The organism is Rhizobium sp. SAFR-030, from assembly GCF_059415005.1.
On the sequence record NZ_JBPFDO010000004.1, the window covers coordinates 472,349 to 488,682 of the forward strand.

14 protein-coding genes are annotated in these 16,334 nt (G+C 64.6%); 3 read left to right on the forward strand and 11 right to left on the reverse strand.

Annotated features, from left to right (window positions below):
• Complete coding sequence (locus ACR65N_RS15270) at window positions 1-1,212, forward strand: pyridoxal phosphate-dependent aminotransferase (protein ID WP_440457697.1); 1,212 nt, start codon at window positions 1-3, stop codon at window positions 1,210-1,212.
• Between the two features lie 49 nt (window positions 1,213-1,261).
• Here ACR65N_RS15270 and ACR65N_RS15275 read toward each other — a convergent pair whose 3' ends face one another.
• From ACR65N_RS15275 to ACR65N_RS15305, 7 genes are all read right to left on the reverse strand, one after another.
• On the reverse strand, window positions 1,262-1,567 hold the full coding sequence (locus ACR65N_RS15275; protein WP_440457698.1) for a hypothetical protein: 306 nt from the start codon (window positions 1,565-1,567) through the stop codon (window positions 1,262-1,264).
• A 60-nt stretch (window positions 1,568-1,627) separates the two neighbouring features.
• Window positions 1,628-2,311 (reverse strand): ABC transporter ATP-binding protein, encoded by a 684-nt coding sequence (locus ACR65N_RS15280; protein ID WP_430304810.1) that lies wholly within the window; start codon window positions 2,309-2,311, stop codon window positions 1,628-1,630.
• A complete protein-coding gene (locus ACR65N_RS15285) occupies window positions 2,311-3,060 on the reverse strand; it encodes an ABC transporter ATP-binding protein (protein WP_430304812.1) in 750 nt (249 codons plus the stop codon). Before ACR65N_RS15285 ends, ACR65N_RS15280 begins: the two co-directional genes overlap by 1 nt.
• The gene (locus ACR65N_RS15290; RefSeq protein ID WP_440457775.1) at window positions 3,053-4,024 is read right to left on the reverse strand and encodes a branched-chain amino acid ABC transporter permease; all 972 of its coding nucleotides are present in this window, start codon (window positions 4,022-4,024) and stop codon (window positions 3,053-3,055) included. Before ACR65N_RS15290 ends, ACR65N_RS15285 begins: the two co-directional genes overlap by 8 nt.
• Window positions 4,025-4,037: 13 nt before the next feature.
• Window positions 4,038-4,958 (reverse strand): branched-chain amino acid ABC transporter permease, encoded by a 921-nt coding sequence (locus tag ACR65N_RS15295; protein WP_440457699.1) that lies wholly within the window; start codon window positions 4,956-4,958, stop codon window positions 4,038-4,040.
• A gap of 9 nt (window positions 4,959-4,967) precedes the next feature.
• The gene (locus tag ACR65N_RS15300; protein ID WP_440457700.1) at window positions 4,968-6,104 is read right to left on the reverse strand and encodes an ABC transporter substrate-binding protein; all 1,137 of its coding nucleotides are present in this window, start codon (window positions 6,102-6,104) and stop codon (window positions 4,968-4,970) included.
• A 161-nt stretch (window positions 6,105-6,265) separates the two neighbouring features.
• Complete coding sequence (locus ACR65N_RS15305; RefSeq protein WP_440457701.1) at window positions 6,266-7,894, reverse strand: AMP-binding protein; 1,629 nt, start codon at window positions 7,892-7,894, stop codon at window positions 6,266-6,268.
• Between the two features lie 309 nt (window positions 7,895-8,203).
• On the opposite strand from ACR65N_RS15305, the gene ACR65N_RS15310 reads away from it, so the two are divergent.
• Window positions 8,204-9,967 (forward strand): ABC transporter ATP-binding protein/permease, encoded by a 1,764-nt coding sequence (locus ACR65N_RS15310; RefSeq protein ID WP_440457702.1) that lies wholly within the window; start codon window positions 8,204-8,206, stop codon window positions 9,965-9,967.
• Window positions 9,968-9,973: 6 nt separating this feature from the next.
• Here ACR65N_RS15310 and ACR65N_RS15315 read toward each other — a convergent pair whose 3' ends face one another.
• Together ACR65N_RS15315 and ACR65N_RS15320 are read right to left on the reverse strand one after the other, a co-directional pair.
• Entirely contained in the window at window positions 9,974-11,881 is a 1,908-nt protein-coding gene (locus tag ACR65N_RS15315; protein ID WP_440457703.1) for a PAS domain S-box protein, read from the reverse strand.
• A 30-nt stretch (window positions 11,882-11,911) separates the two neighbouring features.
• Window positions 11,912-12,664 carry a Crp/Fnr family transcriptional regulator gene (locus tag ACR65N_RS15320; RefSeq protein ID WP_430304820.1) on the reverse strand — a complete coding sequence of 251 codons (753 nt, stop codon included), beginning with the start codon at window positions 12,662-12,664 and terminating at the stop codon, window positions 11,912-11,914.
• A 122-nt stretch (window positions 12,665-12,786) separates the two neighbouring features.
• Here ACR65N_RS15320 and ACR65N_RS15325 point away from each other — a divergent pair, with 122 nt between their 5' ends.
• Window positions 12,787-13,536 carry a response regulator gene (locus ACR65N_RS15325; RefSeq protein WP_440457704.1) on the forward strand — a complete coding sequence of 250 codons (750 nt, stop codon included), beginning with the start codon at window positions 12,787-12,789 and terminating at the stop codon, window positions 13,534-13,536.
• Window positions 13,537-13,567: 31 nt separating this feature from the next.
• On the opposite strand, the gene ACR65N_RS15330 is transcribed toward ACR65N_RS15325, so the two are convergent.
• Window positions 13,568-15,349, reverse strand: coding sequence for an adenine deaminase (locus ACR65N_RS15330; RefSeq protein ID WP_440457705.1), 1,782 nt, complete (start codon window positions 15,347-15,349; stop codon window positions 13,568-13,570).
• Window positions 15,346-16,275 carry a nucleoside hydrolase gene (locus ACR65N_RS15335; protein WP_440457706.1) on the reverse strand — a complete coding sequence of 310 codons (930 nt, stop codon included), beginning with the start codon at window positions 16,273-16,275 and terminating at the stop codon, window positions 15,346-15,348. The genes ACR65N_RS15330 and ACR65N_RS15335 overlap by 4 nt, the downstream gene beginning before the upstream one ends.
• Window positions 16,276-16,334: the final 59 nt, after the last annotated feature.

Consider the following 16,334-nt stretch of genomic DNA (forward strand, 5'->3'; position numbering starts at 1 on the left):
ATGCGCTACGCATCCATCACCGACCGCCTGGCGGATCTCGGTTCCGGCCGCTGGGCCCTTCATCTGGCGGCGCGCCGCATGAAGGCCGCCGGCGAACCGATCATCGAGCTGACCATCGGCGAGCCGGACGAGCCGCCGCACAAGGATCTGCTGGATGAGTGCGCCCGCTCGATGTATGCCGGCCGCACCCGCTATTCGAACGGTCGCGGCGAACCGCCGGTGCTGAAGGCGCTGGTGGAAAAGTACGCGAAGCGCCGCCCCGGCGTGACGGAAAAGAACTTCCTCTGCTTCCCCGGTACCCAGACCGCACTCTATGCCGTGATGATGGGGCTCGTCGAGGCCGGAGACGGCGTGCTGGTCGGCGATCCGCTTTATGCCACCTATGAAGGCGTGATTGCCTCGACCGGCGCCCATTTCATTCCGGTACCGTTGCGGCCGGAAAACCGGTTCCACATGCAGGCGGAAGACCTCGAGCGGGCGATCACGCCGGAGGCTCGTGTCCTCCTCCTCAACACGCCGCACAACCCCACGGGCGCCGTGCTGACCGAAGCCGAGATCGCCGCCATCGGCAAGATCTGCCGCAAGCACGACCTGTGGATCGTCTGTGACGAAGTCTATGAGCAGCTGATCTTCGGCGAGGATTTTGCCTCGCCCTTCGACATGGAAGAGCTTGCGGAACGGACGATCGTCGTCTCCTCGATCTCCAAGTCGCACGCCGCTCCCGGTTTCCGCAGCGGCTGGGCCGCCGGTCCGGACGAATTCTGCTTGAAGCTGCTGCCTGTCTCCGAAACCATGCTGTTCGGCGTGCAGCCGTTCATCTCCGACATGACGGCGCTGGCGCTGTCGAAGCCCTTCGAGACGGCCGACGTGATGCGTGCGAATTACCAGCGGCGCGCCGCGATCGTCGAAAAGACGCTGGCCGGCAGCAACCTCTTGAAGCCGATGATGCCCGAGGGCGGCATGTTCGTCGTGGTGGACGTGACCGGCACCGGCCTCGGCGGCGCCGATTATGCCTGGGAATTGCTGCAGTCGGAAAAGGTCGCGGTCATGCCCGGCTCATCCTTCGGCCATCAGGCGGCCGGCTTCATCCGCATCTCGCTCACCGTGCCGGACGACGTTCTGGAAGAGGCGGTGAACCGCATGGCAACGCTCGCCGGTCGGCTGGCGGCACTCCCGGCAGATCAGAAGTCCGTGGATAGGCTGAAGGCCTGAGCTCAGCAAACATCGGCGCGCCGATGATAGGTTTCGGACGGGCCGGATGTCACTCCGCCTCGTCGGTCTTGACGCTGGCCGACTGGCGGCCGACGCTGTCGGCTTGTGCTTCGATGTCGTAGGGAATGGGCGTCCCGCCGGATGCGTCGCCGGCATCGGCAACCCGGCCGCCCGGATGAACCTGCGTTCCCTCGCCCGTCTTGAGATCCGATTCCTGCAGCTTCTTCGCCTTCAGGATGTCGGTCGTCATCGGGTCCGGCTGGTGCGGCGTCTTTCCCTCGCCCGTCCCGGCGCTGGTTTCGACGCCATTGTCGAGGGGGATCTGCTCGCGGCTGTCTTGTCCGTTGTTCTGCATGGTGTTCTCCTTCTCGATTGAGGAGAGAACCCGTGGCACCCGACAACGTTCCGGCCGCAGCTATACGCCGAGATATCGGTCCTGCAGTTCGGCCGTCAGTTGATCGGGTCGGCCGGCCCAGGCATTGCGGCCGTTTTCCAGGATCACGCAGTGGTCCGCGACGGGCAGCAGTTCCGACAGCGTCTTGTCGACGACGAGGATCGACAGCCCGTCCGCCTTCAGCGTGCGGATCGCCCGCCAGATGTCCTGGCGGATCACCGGCGCGAGACCCTCGGTCGCTTCGTCGAGGATCAGCAGCCGCGGATTGGTCATCAGCGCCCGGCCGATAGCCAGCATCTGCTGCTCGCCGCCCGACAGGGATTTTGCCATCTGCGCATGCCGTTCTTGCAGGCGCGGGAAGAGTTCGTTGACGCGCTCCAGTGTCCAGCGACCCGGCCGCGCGGCTGCGACCAGGTTTTCGTAGACCGAGAGATTGGGAAAGCAGCGCCGGCCTTCCGGCACCAGTCCGACCCCGAGCCGCGCCACCTTGAACGGCGCCTGCCGCTCCGTGGTCTTGCCGTCGAAGAAGATGCGACCCGACCGCGGCGGCATGAGATTGCAGATCGACTTGATGGTCGTCGACTTGCCCATGCCGTTGCGACCCATCAGCGCCACGACCTCGCCTTCGCCGATGCGAAGCTCGACGCCGAACAGCGCCTGGCTGCCGCCATAGAAAGTGGTGATGTCCTGCACGTCGAGAAGCATCAGGCATGATCTCCCAGATAGGCCTGGCGGACGATCGGGTCGTTGCGGATCTCGTCGACGCTGCCGGTTGCGATCACCCGCCCGTAAACGAGCACCGAGATTCGGTCGGCAAGCGCGAAGACAGCATCCATGTCGTGCTCTACCAGCAGGATCGGCGCTTCCTGCCGCAGCCCGTCGAGGAAGCCCGTCAGCACCTTGGAGCCTTCCGGTCCCATGCCGGCCATCGGCTCGTCGAGAAGGAAGGCTTTGACGTCGAGCGCCAATGCGATGGCGATCTCCAGCTGGCGCTTTTCGCCATGCGACAGTTCGGACGCCGGCACCTGGGCGCGGCTCGCAAGCCCCACCCGCTCAAGCCTGGCCATCGCCTCGTCGATCAGCGACCGATCGCGCATCACCGGGCGGAAGAACCGGAAGCTCGAGCCCTGCCCGGCCTGCACCGCCAGCATGACGTTGCGCAGCGCCGAGAACTCGCCGGCCAGCGACGAGACCTGGAACGTGCGCCCCAGACCGCGGCGGGCGCGTTGCGCTGCCGTGAGCGTGCCGATTTCCTCACCCGAAAGACGGATGCTGCCGGTGTCCTGGCGCAGCGTGCCGCAGATCTGGTGGATGAGCGTCGACTTGCCGGCCCCGTTCGGGCCGATCAGCGCGTGGATCTCGCCGGGGCGTAGATCGATCGACACGCCGTCGGTCGCCTTCAGCGCGCCGAAGCTCTTGCGCAGATCGTCGATGACGAGAACCGGATCAACCATGACGCACCTTTCCGGCCAGCAGCCCGACCAGTCCGCCGCGAGCAAACAAAACCGTTGCCAGCAGGATGAGCCCGAGGAAGAACTGCCAGCGTTCGGTGATCCCGCCGAGCAGGTACTCGAAGATCACGTAGAGCGCCGCACCGGCGACCGGTCCCATCAGCCGCCCGGTGCCGCCGAGAATGATCAGCACGATCAGCTCGCCGGACATATGCCAGGATAGCATGGACGGGCTGACGAAGCGGTTGAGATCGGCATAGAGAGCGCCGGCGACCGCCGTGATCATGGCGGAGATGACGAAGGCCGTCAGGCGGACCGGCATCGGCGAAATGCCGATCGAGGCAACCCGCACGTCGTTCTGGCGGACGGCCTGCAGCGCGGCGCCGAAGCGCGAGGCACGGATCAGCGCCGAGATCGCGATGCCGACGATCAGCACCCCATAGCAGATGAGGAAGAAGTTCATCGGCCGCATGCTGTTGACGCCGGGAAACTGGTTGCGCACGACGATCGACAGCCCGTCCTCGCCGCCATAGGCGGGCCAGGAGATGGCGAAGTAGTAGACCATCTGCGCGAAGGCGAGCGTGATCATGATGAAGTAGACGCCGGATGTGCGCAGGCTGATGGCACCGATCGCAAGCCCCAGCAGGCCGGCGGCGACGATGGCGACCAGCCAGACGACGAGCATCTGCTTGGAGCCGGAGAAGCCGAAGAACATCGGATCGCCGGAAAACGCATGCGACGAGAGGATGCCTGCGACGTAGCCGCCGACCCCGAAGAAGGCGGCGTGGCCGAAGGAGACAAGCCCGCCGAGCCCCAGCGCGATGTTGAGCCCGACTGCCGCCAGCGCCAGGATGGCGATACGGGTGGCTAGTGTGATGGTGAACGGCTGGCCGACGGCCTGGGCGATGAACGGCACCGCCAGCAGCAGCGCCGCAAGCAGAATGTTGATGATGGTTTCGCGGGTCATGATGGCCATCTTTTCACCCCTGCGCCGGGAACAGCCCGCGCGGTTTGACCGCCAGGATGATCGCCATGAGGATGTAGATGAGCATCGAGGCCAACGCCCCGCCGATGAGGCCCGCCTGCGCCGGCGGCACGATCATCGCCAGACCCTGCGGCAGCAGGAAACGCCCCATCGTATCGACAACGCCGACCAGCAGCGCGCCCACAAGGGCTCCCTTGATCGAGCCGATACCGCCGATGACGATGACGACGAAGGCAAGGATCAGAACGGGCTCGCCCATGCCGACCTGCACCGATTGCAGCGCGCCGACCATGGCGCCGGCAAGCCCTGCAAGGGCCGCACCCAGCGCAAACACCAGCGTATAGAGCGTGCGGATATCGACGCCCAGAGCGCCGATCATCTCGCGGTCGCTTTCGCCGGCCCGGATGCGCATGCCAAGACGGGTCTTGGAGATGAGCGCATAGAGACCGAGGGCGACCAGGGCACCGGCAAGGATGATCGCCAGACGGTAGAGCGGATATTGCGCGCCGCCCGGCAGCCCGACGGCGCCCTGCAGCAAGACGGGGATGTCGAGATAGAGCGGGAAGGAGCCGAACAGCCAGCGCGTGCCTTCCGAAAAGATCAGGATCAGCGCAAAGGTCGCTAGCACCTGGTCCAGGTGGTCGCGATCGTAGAGCCTGCGGATCACGGTGATCTCGATGATTGCCCCGGCGGCGGCCGCCGCCGCAAGGCTGGCAATGAGGCCGAGCCAGAACGAGCCCGTCCACGCCGCAACGCTTGCGCAGGCGAACGCGCCGACCATGTAGAGCGAACCATGGGCCAGATTGATCAGGCCCATGACGCCGAAGATCAGCGTCAGCCCGGCAGCCATCAGAAACAGCATGACGCCGAGCTGAACGCCGTTCAGCAACTGCTCGAGTGCGAGAGCAAAGGTCACAAGACCGCCTTACTTCTTGCAGTCTTTCGCATAGGCATCGCCGTGATCGGTGAAGATCTTCTCGACGATCTTGTTGGTCAGCACGCCGCCGTCCTTCACCACTTCAGTGACGTAAATGTCCTGGATCGGGTGGCGGTTGGTGTTGAACTTGAACTTGCCGCGCGGCGACTGGATGTCGGCTTTGTTGAGTTCTGCTGCGAAGGCTGCCGTATCCTTGACGCTGGCCTTGGATGCGGCGGCAACGATCAGCTGGGCGGCATCATAGGCCTGCAGCGCGTAGATCGACGGCAGGCGGTTGTATTCTTTCTGGAACGCCGGCACGAACTTCTTGTTCGCCTCGTTGTCGAGGTCCTTCGCCCACTGGCCGGACGCCTTGGCACCCAGTGCGGCGTCGCCGATGGCCGGCAGAACGTCCTGGCTGAACGAGAAGCCCGGGCCCATGACCGGCGTCTTCACGCCCGACTGGGCATACTGCTTCATGAAGGCGATGCCCATGCCGCCCGGAAGAAAGGCGAAGACGCCGTCGGCGCCGGAGGCACGGATCTGGGCGATTTCGGCAGCGTAGTCCGTCTGGCCGACCTGGGTGTAGACTTCGTTGGCGACAGCGCCCTTGAAGTAGCGCTTGAAGCCGGTCAGCGAATCCTTGCCGGCCGGGTAGTTGGGGGCCATGATGAACATCTTCTTGTAGCCCTTGTTGGCGTATTCGCCCATGGCTTCATGAAGATTGTCGTTCTGGTAGGCCGCGTTGAAGTAGAGCGGATCGCACTTCTCGCCGGCCAGCGCTGCCGGAGCGGCATTCGTCGAGATGTAGAGCTTGCCCTGGGCAACGGCACCCGGCACCACGGCCATGAGCAGGTTGGACCAGACGATACCGGTCAAAATGTCGACTTCGTCGCTCTGGATCATCTTGTCGGCGATCTGCACGGCAAGTTCCGGCTTCTGCGCATCGTCTTCGGTGACGACCGTGATGTCCTTGTTGCCGGACTGCTTGATCGCCAGCATGAACCCGTCGCGGGTATCGACGCCGAGACCGGCGCCGCCGCCCGACAGCGTGGTGATCAGGCCGATCTTGACCGGTTCAGCCATGGCAAGCGTCGAGGAACCGAGCGCCAGAGCCAGCGTCGTGGCCTTCAGAATGGTCTTCATGTCATGCACTCCCGTTCTTTTTTGATGTTCCACTTATTATTATCGTCACGGCCAGGCCGTGCATTTCCGGCGCCAACCATAGCCGGACGGCGCCAAACTTTCATAGTCGAAAGAAACCATCCACAGACAGCTTCAACGCTCGTCCATCCGCCGCCCGTTCGTCAGGCGGCGCGCTCCTGCTTCAGCCGGAAGCGCTGGATCTTGCCGGACTCAGTCTTCGGCAGGCTGTCGGTAAAGACGATCGACCGCGGATACTTGTAGGGCGCTATGATGGACTTCACATGCTCCTGCAGCAGCTTGGCCAGCGCGTCGCAGGCCTGGCTCAGATCGACCAGCACCACATGCGCCTGAACGACATGGCCACGCTCTTCGTCGGGCACGCCGATGACCGCGCATTCCAGCACCGCTTCATGCTTCAGGAGCGCTGCCTCGACCTCCGGTCCGGCGATGTTGTAGCCGGCCGAGACAATCATGTCGTCCGAGCGGGCGGCGAAGTGGAAGAACCCGTCCTCGTCCTGCGTGAAGCTGTCGCCGGTCAGGTTCCAGCCGTCGCGCACATACTCTTTCTGCCGGTCGTCGGCCATGTAGCGGCAGCCGATCGGCCCCTTGACCGCAAGCCGCCCGACCGTGCCGCGCGGCACCTCGTTCATTTCCTCGTCGACGACCTTTGCCTGGTAGCCGGTCAGCGGCTTTCCAGTGCAGTAGGGCCTGGCATCGTCGAGGCGGTTGGAGATGAAGATATGCAGCATCTCGGTGGCGCCGATACCGTCGAGGATCGGCGTGCCGGTCTTTTCCGTCCACTCCTCGAACACCGGACCCGGCAGGGTTTCCCCGGCCGACACCGCAATGCGCAGCGACGACAGGTCCGCCCTGCCGGCATCCATCGCCGCCAGCATTGCCCGGTAGGCGGTCGGCGCGGTGAAGCAGATGGTCGCCTTGTAGGTCTGGATGATCTCCATCATCTTCGGCGGCGTTGCATGTTCGAGAAGCGTTGCCGCCGCCCCGAAGCGCAGCGGGAAGATCGCCAGGCCCCCCAGCCCGAAGGTGAAGGCGAGCGGCGGCGACCCGACGAACACGTCGTTTTCCGTCACGTTCAGCACTTCCTTCGCATAGGCATCGGCGATGATCAGCAGGTCGCGATGAAAGTGCATCGTCGCCTTGGCGATGCCTGTCGAACCGGAGGTGAAGCCGAGGAGCGCGACGTCGTCACGACCGGTCCTGACGGCCTCGAAGCGGACCGGCTTGTCGAGAGCGGCACGATCAAGCTCGGCGTCGTGACTGGCCGTACCGTCGAAGCCGATGACCTGCTTCAGATACTTGCTGTCCTTGGCGGCGGCCACCAGTTCGTCCATCAGCCGCGTGTCGCACAGCGCCATCGAAATCTCGGCCTTGTCGATGGTCTTTGCCAGCTCGCCGGCGCGCAGCATCGGCATGGTGTTGACCACCACGGCGCCGGCCTTCGTCGCCGCCAGCCAGCAGGCGACCATGGCCGGGTTGTTGGCCGAGCGGATCAGCACACGGTTGCCGGGCTTCAGGCCATAGTCTTCCGTCAGCGCGCGGGCGATCCGGTTCGTCCAGTCGGAGAGTTCCTTGTAGGTCCGTCGCCGACCGTTGCCGATCAGCGCGGTATGGTCGCCGAAACCCTTGTCGACCATGCGGTCCGTCAGCTCGACCGCCGCGTTGAGATACTCGGGATAATCAAAGCCGTCGAGAAGAAGCTCCGGCCACTCACTCGGCGGCGGAAGGTTATCGCGCGCAAATGTATCCACATGACTGGTCGGTCCCAGCATCTGTATTCCCCTGTCTTGTCAGACACTCCAGAGCAAGTTCCTCTCTTGCTGCAGAATGCGGTGAGGCTGTTTCCGCCTCTTGATGAGCCAAGAATTGCACCGGAGCGGCGGACATGCAAGCTAGAAATTTTAAGCATGTAATATCTCGTTATCGAGATGCGCTGGGCTGACTGCCGATATCCTTCATCGTGCTCGGCGATCTGTGCCGGGTGGCCGTAAATTGGCGCCATTGCTTCAGGATTTCGGTGTAGAAAGGCAAGGCGCGGTACATGCGGACGTGCCGCGCGGCATTCAGGCTCGGATGGACTTATGGCGCAGACGGATATCCACTTCACCGACCACGACATCGGCAGTGCCGGATTCGGCTTCTTCGCACAGATCAGGATGATGGCCGGCGCATTTTGGTCGTCGACGGTACGCCTCCGGGTGCTGGTCCTGACGTCCGCCCTGCTGGCAGTGATCCTTGCCACCGTCTTTGCCCAGTATCTCCTCAACAGCTGGAACACGCCCTTCTACAACTCACTGGAGCAGCGAAACCTCCCGGCCTTCCTCGAGCAACTGCGGGTCTTCGCGATGATTGCAGGATCGCTGCTGGTGCTGAACGTCGTGCAGGCGTGGCTGAACCAGATGACCGCTCTCTACATGCGCGAAGGTCTTTCGCGGGACCTCGTCGATCAGTGGATGAAGCCGCGGCGGGCGTTGAAGCTCGCCAATTTCGGCACGATCGGCGTCAATCCCGACCAGCGCCTGCACGAGGATGCCCGCAATTTTGCCGAACTGACGACGACGCTTGCCATTGGCCTCGTCAACTCGACCATCCTGCTGGTCAGCTTCATCGGTGTTCTCTGGGTAATTTCTGCCGACTTCGCCTTCACCATCGACGGAAAAAGCATCGCCATCCCCGGCTACATGGTGTGGGCGGCACTCGTCTATGCCGCCACCGCCTCGATCCTCAGCAACCTCGTCGGCCGCCACCTGCCGGAGCTAAACACGCAGCGCTACTCGAAGGAAGCCGAGCTGCGCTTCGCCCTGATGCACGCCAACGAGAACCTGACGGCGATCACCCTGACCAATGGCGAGGAGAGCGAGCGCCGCCGCATCCAGCAAGCGATCACCGCCGTCCTCATCCTCATCCGAAGACTGGCAAGCGCCTACACAAATCTCACCTGGGTCTCATCCGGCTTCGGATGGCTGACGACGATCGCGCCGATCCTCATTGCCGCGCCCGTCTATTTCAGCGGCAGCCTCTCCTTCGGCGGACTGATGATGGCCGTCGGTGCCTTCAACCAGGTCAACACGGCGCTGCGCTGGTATGTCGACAACTTCCGGCCGATCGCAGACTGGAAGTCGGCACTCTACCGCGTCTCGGTCTTCCGCCGCGTAATGTGCGAAATCGACGATCATCACCAGGAGGGCGCCGATCTGCAGCTGGCAAACCGCACCGACCAGGCGATCGTGCTGAAAGACCTGGTGCTGGCGCCGGCTCCGTCAGCTTCCGGCGCCGAGCGGGGACTGCGGCTGGACGGCGAGTTCGTCATCGGCCAGGGGGAACGGGTGATGGTCAACGGCGATCCGGGCGCTAACCGCCATCTTCTGTTCCAGGCGCTTGCCGGCGTCTGGCCGTGGGGCAAGGGCGAGATCCTCCTGCCTCCGGCGCAGGACCTGTTGTTCGTTCCGCAGAAGGGCTATTTTCCGGATGCCACTCTGCGAGAGGTGATTGCCTACCCGCATGCTGCCGCCGCCTATCCTGACGCGCAGATGGCGCAGGTTCTGGAGACAGTGGGCCTTGGCCGTCTCCTCGAGCGGCTGGACGCGCGTGACCGCTGGGACCGTGTCCTTGAGGAAGAGGACCAGGCCCGCCTGCGGGTCGCGCACGCGCTGTTGATCCGGCCGAAGTGGATCGTCATCGACGATGCGTTGGAAACGCTCGACCCGGAGACGCAGAAGCAACTGATCGCCATCCTCGATGCAATGACCGAGACGACGATCATCTATATTGGACGGTCAGAAAACTTCCTGTCGATCGGCCCGCGGGCCATCCATCTCCAGCCGCTCGGCGCGCCTCTCGCCTGACAACCGTCAATCGAGCAGCGTGCGCAGTTGCACCGCGAGTTCCCGCGCCGTGTACGGCTTCTTCAGCCAGCTTCCATCGGCTGCCAGCTGCTGGCCGGCGACCTCCGGCTCGGCATAGCCGGAGGTAAACAGGATCTTGATGCCGGGCCTGCGCTGACGAACCCGTTCGGCAAGCTGATCGCCGGACATGCCCGGCATCGCGACGTCGGTAAACAGCAGAGCGACGTCATCCACCGTATCGATCAGCACCAGCGCCTCGGCACCATTGGCGGCCTGGAAGACACGGTAGCCGGCGCTTTCCAGGCGGGCGACGGCGATGCGCCTGACTCGCGGATCGTCCTCGACGACAAGAATGGTCTCCTGCCCGCCCGGGATATCGGGCATCGCGATCGGGCTTTCCTCGTCCAGCGGAGGAGAAACAGTGTCCGCGGCAGCCGGCAGGAAAAGTCGTACGCTTGTGCCCTGCCCCGGCTGGCTGTCGATGTGGATATCGCCACCCGACTGGCGCACGAACCCGTAGACCATGCTGAGGCCGAGGCCGGTTCCGGCACCCGTGCTCTTGGTGGTGAAGAACGGCTCGAAGGCACGCTGCTTGACGTCTTCGGCCATACCGGCGCCAGTGTCGGAGACGCTGATCAGCACGTAATCGCCGGCCCTCAGTTGCGGGTACATCTGCAGATGATCGAAATCGACGTGCGCGCGGCTGACCTCGATCGTCAGCTGTCCGCCATTCGGCATGGCGTCACGGGCATTCAGCGTCAGATTGAGGAGCGCGTTCTGCAATTGTGGCCCGTCGACGAGCGCCAGGTTTCCGCCGCCTCTGAGGATCGTCCCGAGTTCAATCCTGTCGCCGATCGTGCGGCGGATGAGCTCGGAGAAGCTGGAGATCATCTGGCCAAGATCGGTCAGCCGCGGGTTGAGCGGCTGCCGTCGCCCGAACGCCAGCAGCTGGCCGGTCAGCTTGGCGCCGTCGTTCGTCGCGCCTTGCGCTTCCTGCAGCAGCACGCGCGCCTTCGGATCGCTGATCTTGTTCTCCAGCATTTCCAGATTGCCGCTGATGATCGTCAGCAGATTGTTGAAGTCGTGCGCCAGTCCGCCGGTCAGCTGACCGATCGCCTCCATCTTCTGCGCCTGGCGCAGCTCTTCCTCGATCTTGTGACGGCTGGTCAGGTCGCGGATGAAGCCGGTGAAGATCCGCTTGCCGTTGGAGATCGCCTCGCCGACCGCCAGCTCCATCGGGAAGGTCGAGCCGTCCTTGCGCAAGCCCTTGACCACCCGGCCGAGGCCGATGATGCGGCGCTGGCCGGTCGTCATGTAGTTGTGAATGTAGCGATCGTGGCTGCCGCGGTCGGGCGCCGGCATCAGGATGCGGACATTGCTGCCCTCCACTTCGGCCGACGCGTACCCGAACAGCGCCTCGGCAGTCGACGAGAAGGAGGTGATGATGCCCGTCTCGTCGATGACCACCATGGCTTCCGGCACGGTCTGCAGGATCGACCGGAAATGCGCTTCCCGCACCGCCAGATCCTCCTGCACCGTAGCGGCGGCACGAAAGTCCTCGTTGATCTGCAGGATTACCGGCTGGTCCTCCACGGTCGTCATCAGCCAGCGACTGAGAACCGAGATCGGATGGCCATCCCTGTGGCGATATTCGAGGATGCTCTTCCAGGCGCCCTCGCGACGAACGGTCTCGACGATCGTCGCAATGGCGATGTCCGGCACCGGCGCCAGCAGATCGATGACGTGCAGGCCCGCCGCTTCGTCCGCCGTCCAGCCGAACAGCGATTGGCTGCCGGCGCTCCACTGCAGGATCACGCCGTCGGTGCCGTGGGCGATGAGGTTGATCGGATCGAAGATCGAGATCAGGTGCGCAAGGTCGGGCAGCGGATCCCTGTTGCTGGCCGTGTCACCCATCTGGACGATTGCCTCCCTGCAGGCGGACATCTACTGCGGCCAGACGGCCTGGCGGGTTCTTGCGGCACTATCGCCGACGTCGTCATAACTATCGTCGTCCCCGCACAGCGCAAGCAGTTTTCCGGGCCTGGATATATCGAAGGCGTGACGGCCGTTCGGCGTGATGACGCCGCGCGTCACCAGCTTGGTAATGGTCCGAGATACGGTCTCGATAGTGAGCCCCAGATAGTCGGCCATGTCCTGCCGGCTCATCGGCAGTTCGACGATCCGGGCGATCTGCCGGGTGCCGTGCTTACGCCTGGCAAGCAGCAGCAGGAAGCTGCAGACACGCTCCTCGGCGCTCTTGCGCGACAAGAGCACCATCTGCTCCTGGGCGGCGGCCATTTCGTCGCACATCAGCGAATAGAGCTGCGGGCGGAGCTCTGGAGACTGCTCGATGGCCTCCTGGAAGGCGCGCTTCGTCATCCGGCGCACCTTCACCGGCGTCACCGCTTCGGCGCTGTAGAGATAGACGTTCTTCAGCGACAACCCCACCATGTCGCCGGCGGACAGGAAACCGGTGATGACCCGTCTTCCATCGCCTATGATCTTGAAAATCCTCAACAGTCCATCGGTGATCTCGAAGACGTGCTGCGCCTTGTCGCCCTGCCAGAACAACCCCTCGCCGACATCCAGCATCTCGCGCGGCAGCGGTTGAAAAAGCTCTTCCAGTCGCGCCAGCTGCGGCTTCATGTTGGCTACCACGGCGAAACCGGCATGGGTTTGTGTGCTTGTCGTGAGCATGTCTGTCCCTCTGTCTGATGAGCTGACTATCCTCAGCGGCGGTGACAGGAGGATGCCCGGCATGTTACAAGCCGGCGCGATCGTGTAACGGCGTGTAACAGGAATGTCTCGGCGGGGCAGGCATGGCGAAAAGTGAAGGACGACCCGATCGTATTCTTGTCGTCGACGATGATGTCCGCATCCGCCAGATGGTTACGCGCTATTTCGAGGAGGAAGGCTTCCTCGTTCACGGCGCCTCGGATGGCACATCGATGCGTCGGACGCTTGCGGATCACCCGATAGACCTCATTCTCCTCGACCTCGTGCTGCCCAACAGCGAGGACGGGCTGGCGCTGGCGCGCGAGGTGCGCGCCACATCCGATGTCCCGATCGTCATGCTGACCGGACGCGACGATGTCCTCGATCGCATCATCGGCATCGAGATCGGTGCCGACGACTACATCCCCAAGCCTTTTCACCTGCGCGAGGTGCTGGCCCGGGTGCGCAGCATCCTGCGCCGCCGCCGACCGGTCGAGCCCGTCCGCGAGGATCTGTCGCAGGTGCTGGCGTTCGATGGCTGGCGTCTGGAGCTCAGCCGCCGTCGGCTGATGAACCCCGACGAGCAGGAGGTCGAGCTGACCACCGGCGAGTTCGACATGTTGACGGTGATGGTGCGCAATTCCGGCCGGGTGCTGACCCGCGAGATGCTGATGGACCAGACGCGCGGCCGTCAGCTGGAAGCCTTCGATCGGGCGATCGACGCGCAGATCGCTCGCCTGCGCAAGAAGATCGAGCTCGATCCGGCCCACCCGACGCTCATCCGCTCGGTGCGCGGCGTCGGCTACATCTTCACCGGCAATGCGACGGCACCGATGGCGAGCAGCACCAGCTAGCCCGCCTCGCCTGCCGGTCCGCCTCGGCCTGTCAGACGGTCTCCAGAACCGGCGTTTCCATCAGCTTTCCGGTGACCACATCGGCGATCCCGAGATCCGTCTGGTGCGGCCCGGCATTGCAGGCGAGCGTCGCGCCAAAGCAGGCCTTGAAGACCAGATAGGGCGGCTGCCAGTCGACGATCCGGTCCATCGCAGAACGGATCTCGGCAAAGCCGGCGCCGATCTCCGCCACGCCGCCATCCGACACCAGGCCGGCAAGCGGCAATGGCAGGATGGCCTGGACCGAACCGCCTGACGCGACCGCCAGCCCACCGCCGGCCTTGATCACGGCATTGGCGGCGGCGGCCATATCGACCGGATCCTGGCCGAAAACCGTCAGGTTGTGGCTGTCGTGCGAGACCGTGGTGGCGAAGGCGCCGCGCCAGCGCCCCCATCCGGTGAGGAACCCCACCCGCGGACGGCCGTCCGCCAGGCCATGGCGATGCGCGACCGCGATCAGCGTCGTCCCCTCGGGCGGCACCACGACGCCTTCGACGACGTCTGCGGTAATCTCGGACCACTGGGTAAAGCGCGGACGGTCGATCGTCGCGAGCCGCACCGAATGGCCGTCGGCCCGGACCTGGAAATCCTGAGGTGTCAACGGATCGAGCTTCACGGTCCCCGTCAGTGCCGCGGTATCGGTCGCCGTCGGCAGTGACAGGACCGCACCGCCGGCCGCCACCTCGCGTCCCGATACCAGGACCCTGCGTGCGGTGAACTGTTCGAGATCCTCGAAGACCACCAGATCCGCCCGCCGACCCGGAGCGATCACTCCGAGATCGTGGCGGCCGAGACGGCGCGCGCCGTTGATCGTCGCTGCCTGAAGCGCCCATTCGGGCCTCAGACCATACCGCACCAGGCGCCGCACCACGTCATCCAGGCCTCCCGCCGCATGCAGGTCGTCGGGAAACACGTCGTCGGTGCAGAGCGTGACGGTCTGCGGAAGATGTCCGAGCGTGTTGAGCGCCGCGACGAATTCCGGCAGCAGATGGTCGTGGCTGCCGCGCAGCTCGATCGTCAGCCCAGCCCGCAGTTTTTCCATCAGATCGTCGGCCGAGACCAGTTCATGATCGGAACTGACGCCGGCGGTGACGAAGGCCTGCAGGTCGGCGCCCGAAAGCCCGCGCGCGTGTCCGCAGATCAGCTTGCCCTGATCCAGCCCGGCCTGGATGATGCCCTGCATGCGGGCATCGCCCTCGATGATGCCGCGCATGTTCATCATCTCGGCGATCCCGGCGATATCCGGCCGCGCCAGCATCTCGGCCAGTTCCTGCGGTCCGAAATCGGCGCCGGCACGTTCAAGGCCCGGCGCCGAGGGCACAGATGACGGCGCCAGCAGGATCACCCGCAGCGGCAGGTCGATGACCGCGTCCGCCGCCCAGTCGACCCCGGCCGTGCCCAGCACGTTGCCGAATTCATGCGGGTCCCAGACGACGGTCGTCACGCCGCGCGGCACCACGGCGCGCGCATAGGCAGACGGCGTCACCATCGAGCTTTCGATGTGCATGTGCGTATCAATCAGCCCCGGCGCGACGAAACCGCCGGCAGCGTTGATGACATTGCGCGCATCTGCGCGGGCGCCGGGTGCATGGACGCTGGCGATCAGCGGCCCGACGATGCCGATATCGGCCAGCCGAAGCTCTCCCGTCACCACATCGACGACGGTGCCGCCCTTCACCAGCACGTCGAAGGCACATTCGCCGCGCGCCGCCTGCACGGCACGGTGCCGCAGTTCGGGGAGGTTGAGGTCGAAGAGTTCGAAAGGACGGGTCATCGGCAGGCTTCGTTGTTGAATACGTCGAGAATGATCTTCAGCGCCGCATCGGCTTCGATGTCGGCGGCATAAGCGGCATTGAAGGGCGCGCGGCCGGGTCGGGTCTCGACGACCGTGCGTCCGCGTGTGTGCTGCCCCTGCAGCTCGATGTCGATCCGCGCCGCGCGCCAGACGACCAGATCGGGACGGACGAAGGCGACGGCGGCGACCGCGTCGTAGAGCGACATCGCCGGCCGGCCGCGCTGAACGGCGATATCGATGAAACCGGCCAGAAGGTCGGCCAGCAGTTCTGCGTTGCGTCCGGACCCGGCGCGCACCGGCGCCACGTCGGCAGGTGCGGCCAGCACTTTCCGGCAGAGGTCGAGGTCCACCATCTTGAGCGGCAGGCCGTGAGAAATGACGATCGCTGCCGCTTCCGGATCGGCAAACGCGTTGAACTCGGCAGAGGCGGTGTGATTGCCGCTGGTCACGCCGCCCCCCATCCAGACGAGGTCGTCGATGCGCGCGGCAAGATCGGGTCGCGCGAGACAGAGGGCAGCGATGTTGGTGAGCGGGCCGAGCGCGAGGATGCGGCGGCGGCCGTCAGGCGCGGTCTCCAGCCAGCGGCAGAGCGCTGCGAAGGCATCCTGCGGGTGCAGGCTCACCGGCACGTCCGGCAGGCGCCTGCCGACGGTTGGCATTCCGAGATTACCGAGGATGCTTTGCGCGGTTTCCAGGTGGCACAGCACTGGCAGCGAGCGACCGCGATGCAAGGGAAACGGCCAATCGAAGGTTTTCGCGGCACTGGCGGCGTTGCGCTCGACCTGCTCCAGATCCGTATTGCCGAAGACCAGTGAGATGCCGTCGATTGGGTCACCGCAATGTCGTACCACGAGCACAGCTGCGATGTCGTCGAACCCCATGTCGGTGTCGATCCAGACGCCCATCACCGATCCCCGCAATGGAAAAATGCGCCGCGCGCGACGTCCTGGAAAGGACCTGAGAC